Origin of the sequence: Candidatus Bathycorpusculum sp. (assembly GCF_009778815.1) — an archaeon.
GTDB lineage: Archaea > Thermoproteota > Bathyarchaeia > Bathyarchaeales > Bathycorpusculaceae > Bathycorpusculum > Bathycorpusculum hydrogenotrophicum.
On record NZ_WRFL01000102.1, the window covers coordinates 1 to 5,293 of the forward strand.

Below are 5,293 nucleotides of genomic sequence, written 5' to 3' on the forward strand. Positions count from 1 at the left end.
AACGGAGGTCTTAATGATGAAAACAATCCGTCGGCATATGATGAAACAGACCTTCCCCTGCTAATAGTTGATCCAACTAAAGCAGGTTATGACTTTCAAGGTTGGATGATTAAAAACAACACAAGCACTTTTGGCCCAATAACTAATTATAGTCTTGCTGTGGGATCAACAGGAGACTATACACTAACAGCCATCTGGACCCCAGGCAGTGTCTCCTACAAAGTATACTACTATCTACAGAACTCAAAAATTCCCATAGCCGTGAGTAAAACCGTTACAGACCAAACCATGGGTAGCACCATAACTGAATCTGCTATAAACATTGCAGGCTACAGTGCACTTCAGCCTACTACCCAAACCCTAACCCTAGACGCAGACAACAATATCATCATATTCTACTATACTCCAAATACCAACATTCAATACACTGTGCACTACTACCTGAAAGGCACAACAATCTCTCTAGCTCCAAGCAAAACCGTAACCGGTCAAACCATGGACGATACCATAACTGAATCTGCTATAAACATTGCAGGCTACAGTGCACTTCAGCCTACTACCCAAACCCTAACCCTAGACGCTGACGATAACATACTTGTATTCTACTATACTCCAAACACCAACATCCAATATACCATACACTACTACCTAAAAGACACCACAGTCTCTCTATCTCCAAGTAAAATTGTTACAGACCAAACCATGGGTAGCACCATAACTGAATCTGCTATAAACATTGCAGGCTACACTCCAATCGCACCCACCACCCAAACCCTAACCCTAAACGCTGACGATAACACCATTATATTTTACTATACTCCAAACACCAATATCCAATACACCGTTTACTACTACCTCCAAAACACCACTACCTCCCTATCTTCAAGTAAAACTGTATCGGGTCAAACCATGGGCGCCACCATAACTGAAACCGCCATAAACATCACAGGCTACACCGTAGTTGTACCCACAACCATAACCGCCATCCTAAATGCTACCGATAATACCCTCATATTCTACTACACCACCACTACTTCCGGCGGCGGAGGCGGCAACAGCGGAGGCGGCAACAGCGGAGGCGGCAACAGCGGAGGCGGTAGCGGCGTGTCTCAGACAAAACCTCCAACCACCTCACCCCCACCAACAACCACACCGCCACCAACCACAACCCCGCCTCCAACTATACCTCCGCCCTCAAGCAACAATACTGAAGAACCAGTGCAGATGTGGGCTCTTGTAAACTTGGTACTAAGCATAGCAGGGCTTATACTAGCTATCGCAATAGGCATCTACGTACTACTGCAACACAATAAAAAACAAAAGAAAACAACACAACCCAACAACAATAACGAAAACCAACCCAACAATAACGAAAACCAAAAACAGAAAAGCCAACACCGCAACCTCTGGCTAGCTGTAGCACTTGCCATGGGCATAGCAGGCATCATCGTATTCCTACTCACCGAAGACATGAGCAGAACAATGACTCTAGTAGATGGCTGGACTATCGTGGATGTTATAATATTTGCAGTACAGATCATAGCAATAATCTTTGTTTTCAAACACCAAAAGAGCCGCAGTGCAGACAACACAGAGGAGCCTAACTCCTCTGCACCTACATTCGACACACAATAACCTTTTTTATTTTTTGTAACTATTCAGTCGGGTGATCCTTTTTGAGTGGTTGGTGTGCACATTGTTTACATAGTGTTAGTTCTGTGGTAGATTGAGTAAGCATTACGCAACGGTCAGATTTAGAAAAGCTCAGCAAAAACGAACTTATTGACATAATCCTGACCCTGCACAACCAATTACAGGTAATGACACAAAAAATAGCTGATCTTGAAGCCCGTCTAAACCTAAACAGCAAAAACAGCTCCACCCCGCCCTCAAAAGACCCAATATGGAAAAGACCAAAGTCACAACGCAAAAGATCTGGCAAAAAACCCGGAGGACAAACCGGACACAAAGGACACGGCCTCAAAATCACCCAACAACCCGACCAAACCATAACCCTAAAACCCCAAATCTGCAAACAATGCAACAACACCAACTTTGCAGACACAAATGGAGCCATCATAGACTGCCGATACAAAATAGACATCAAAATACAAACAAACCTCACACGCTATGAACAAACCCAAATAGTCTGCCCAAACTGTCAAACAACCAATCTGGGACAATACCCCAAAGGCATAACGTCTCGCATACAATATGGAGAAGGCATTAGAGCAATGTCGGTGCTACTCACCCACTATGCCATGGTGGGATATGATAAAACACAAAAAATCTTTGAGGATGTCTTTAACATAGCTCTATCGAGGGGTACTATTGTTAATCATGTCTGCGAGTTTGCCCAAAAAGGTGAGATGGTTCTAAACGAGATTCCTGCTATGTTGAAGGATGCATCTGTTTTAAATTCTGATGAGACAGGGGTTGGTGTGGAGGGTGATATGGTGTGGCTACATACTGCCTCTAATAGTTTGGCTACTTATGTTACGGTGCATCCTAAGCGTGGTCGGGTGGGTATTAGACCTCCTCGGTATTTATAAATAGTTGGGTTGTGCTTGTTTTGCTTAAAGAGGATTTAATCTGTGTTTGGTAGTTTGGATCGGTATGAAAAAGCCTTAGAATTAAGTAATGAAGATTTTAAACAAGTAATTGGGGTAAAAAAAGAAACCTTTGACGTCATGGTTGAAATATTAACCCTTGCATACCAAGCAAAACATAAACGCCGAGGCAGACACGCCAAACTATCCATACAAGACATGCTCCTTATGACCCTTAAGTATTGGCGACAATACGTCACCCAACTAGAATTAAGTATAGAGTTTGAAGTAGGCGAAGCCACAACTCATGATGTGATTATTTGGGTAGAGAATTCATTGGCTAAAAGTAAAAAGTTTAGTTTGTTGGGTCGAGGGGCTCTTTTGGAGCATCCGGAAATAGAAATTGTTCTAGTTGATGTTACTGAGAGTCCCATTGAGCGTCCTAAAAAAACCAGCGACGCTACTACAGCGGTAAAAAGAAACGTCACACATTAAAAACTCAGTTAATTGTGAATGCTAAAACCCATGAGATAATCTGTACTGCTCATGCTGTGGGTAGCATGCATGATTTTAAACTCTATGAGCAAAGTGTGGGTGAGAACGTTTTGGGGTGTATTTTGGTTGATGGGGATAGTGGTTATCAGGGGATTTTAAAGTTTCATAAAAACAGTTTGACGCCTAAGAAAAAGCCCAAAGGGGGTGTGTTAAGTGTTGAAGATAAAGCTGAGATAGACGTCTTGCGCGTATAAGAATTCTAGTTGAACATATTAATGCGAAAATTAAGGTGTTTAAGATTGTGGCTAATAGGTATCGTAATCGTAGAAAACGGTTTGGACTACGAATGGCACTAATTTGCGGCATAATTAACTTTGAAAACAGGAACTAAATCCCGAGGAGGTCTATTGATGATAATGGTGTGTTAAAGGAGTTTGAGGGGTGGCGGTGTATGATTGTTGGAAGCCCTATTTTAAGTATGGGAATTGTAAACACGCTTTGTGTAATGTGCATTTGTTGCGTGAGCTTTTGGGTGTGGTTGAGAATACGGGTCAGGTGTGGGCGGGTTTGGTGATGGGGTTTTTGTGTGAAGCTAAGCAAATGGTTGAGCGTTGTAAAGAGGAGGGTTTGTGTGAGTTGCCTGATGGTTATTGTGAGGGGTTTGCTTTGGAGTATGGGTGTATTTTGGAGGTGGGGTTGGGGGAGAGTCTTCTTTTGGAGGGGCATCGGGGGCGTTCTGGGTCGTGGTGTCTTTTGGATCGGTTTATTGTTTACCGTGCAGAGGTTTGTCGGTTTTTGGAGGATTTTAGTGTGCCTTTTGATAACAATCAAGCGGAGCGTGATATATGGTGTGTGGAGGTGAAGCAGAAGGTGTCGGGTGGTTTTCGCTCAGTTTTGGGGGCTAAGAATTTTGGTAAGATCTCCTCTATTATTGGTAGAGGCTCTTAAACAAAACATGTCTGCCTTTAGTGCTGTCTCAGGAATACTTGCAGGAACAACAACCACCCTATTTCAAAACAACCCCGACTGAACAGTTACCAATATTTTTACAGATGTCTAACTGTTGAACACTTTGTTCGTATACTTAGCATTAAATCAAACAAAACCATACAATACCATGCAAGGGAACATGGAGTATGACACACTGATGCACCGCCGCATCGTGCTATGCTTCCATCGGGACAGCTAAATAGGCATCTTCCCCTCCCTCTCCTCTAAACATTGTCTATTCACCGCCTATCCCGCTGTCCCACCCTATGCAACCCACTTTTACAGCAGTCAAAAAATTATTCCATCATTTAATTTATACCGGTGTTATAGCAGATTGACTTTTTATAGTCCATAGCCGCAATGTGTGATCCAGCCCGCAATATCGATTTCAGTTATTGTTTTCATTGCTTGCAAAATCGCCGTTTTTAACTCATCCATAGTTCGAGCCTTTACCTTTCGCAAATACGCTTTGATTTTAGACCAAGCCAACTCTATCGGATTCAAATCCGGAGAATAAGGCGGCAAAAACACAACCACAACACCCTTCCCCACCAAAGGCAACAAAACATCAGCAGCTCTATGAACCGATGAATTATCCAAAACAAACACATCCCCCGCCTTCAAAACAGGCGCAAGACCCTGCCTAACATACTCCCCAAAAACCTCCTTATTCAAAGCACCCCTAAACGTCAAAGGCGCAACAAACCCCTCAAGCCCCAACGCACCCATAATTGACACACGCTCAAAGCGCACATCAGGCACATACTCATAAATACGCTCATACGAAAATGAGCGCCCATAAAGACGCGTCATACCACAATTTGCACCGCTCTCATCAAACCAGTAGACATTTGATACATCTAGTTCTTTTTGATACCCGCGATAACTTTCACGTTTTTCCACTGCATCAGCACGTTTTTGCCCTTTTGCATGTAGTGTCTTTTTTTAAAAGTTAAGCCAAGTTTTATGAGGCGTTTGCAGAGGGCGGTTTGGCTTATCTTTAGGTCGAATTCTTCTATGAGTTCGTTTAGGGTTATGTCGGGTTGTTGTTTGATTTTTGTTACTATGGCGGTCATGGTTTGGCTGGTGACTTTTGGTTTTCTGCCGCAGTTGAGTGGTTGTGGTTTGTAGGTGCCTGTTTTTTTAACCCTAACTTCCCAAGTTTTGGGGTAATAGGTTTTTGATGTCGAGTTTTTCTATTAGAGTTTCAACTTTTTTTGGAATTTCAGACAACCATTCTTTACCATCAGCACGTCTAA

Annotated in this window: 7 protein-coding genes; 5 read left to right on the forward strand and 2 right to left on the reverse strand. The window is 42.8% G+C overall.

Features of this window, described 5'->3' with window-relative positions:
- The 5 genes from FWF39_RS11770 to FWF39_RS11790 all read left to right on the forward strand — a co-directional run.
- Positions 1-1,635 (forward strand): hypothetical protein (locus tag FWF39_RS11770; RefSeq protein ID WP_343383631.1); only part of this gene is annotated, 1,635 nt, incomplete at its 5' end.
- Between the two features lie 101 nt (positions 1,636-1,736).
- Positions 1,737-2,552, forward strand: a complete 816-nt coding sequence (locus tag FWF39_RS11775; RefSeq protein ID WP_343383637.1) for a DUF6444 domain-containing protein — start codon at positions 1,737-1,739, stop codon at positions 2,550-2,552.
- A gap of 54 nt (positions 2,553-2,606) precedes the next feature.
- Positions 2,607-3,044, forward strand: a complete 438-nt coding sequence (locus FWF39_RS11780) for a transposase family protein (protein ID WP_343383632.1) — start codon at positions 2,607-2,609, stop codon at positions 3,042-3,044.
- A gap of 14 nt (positions 3,045-3,058) precedes the next feature.
- On the forward strand, positions 3,059-3,298 hold the full coding sequence (locus tag FWF39_RS11785; protein WP_343383633.1) for a hypothetical protein: 240 nt from the start codon (positions 3,059-3,061) through the stop codon (positions 3,296-3,298).
- Between the two features lie 193 nt (positions 3,299-3,491).
- Positions 3,492-3,992 carry a transposase gene (locus tag FWF39_RS11790; protein WP_343383634.1) on the forward strand — a complete coding sequence of 167 codons (501 nt, stop codon included), beginning with the start codon at positions 3,492-3,494 and terminating at the stop codon, positions 3,990-3,992.
- Between the two features lie 384 nt (positions 3,993-4,376).
- Here FWF39_RS11790 and FWF39_RS11795 read toward each other — a convergent pair whose 3' ends face one another.
- Together FWF39_RS11795 and FWF39_RS11800 are read right to left on the reverse strand one after the other, a co-directional pair.
- Positions 4,377-4,937, reverse strand: coding sequence for an IS630 family transposase (locus tag FWF39_RS11795; RefSeq protein WP_343383635.1), 561 nt, complete (start codon positions 4,935-4,937; stop codon positions 4,377-4,379).
- A complete protein-coding gene (locus tag FWF39_RS11800) occupies positions 4,895-5,110 on the reverse strand; it encodes a hypothetical protein (protein WP_343383636.1) in 216 nt (71 codons plus the stop codon). Before FWF39_RS11800 ends, FWF39_RS11795 begins: the two co-directional genes overlap by 43 nt.
- Between the last annotated feature and the right edge of the window lie 183 nt (positions 5,111-5,293).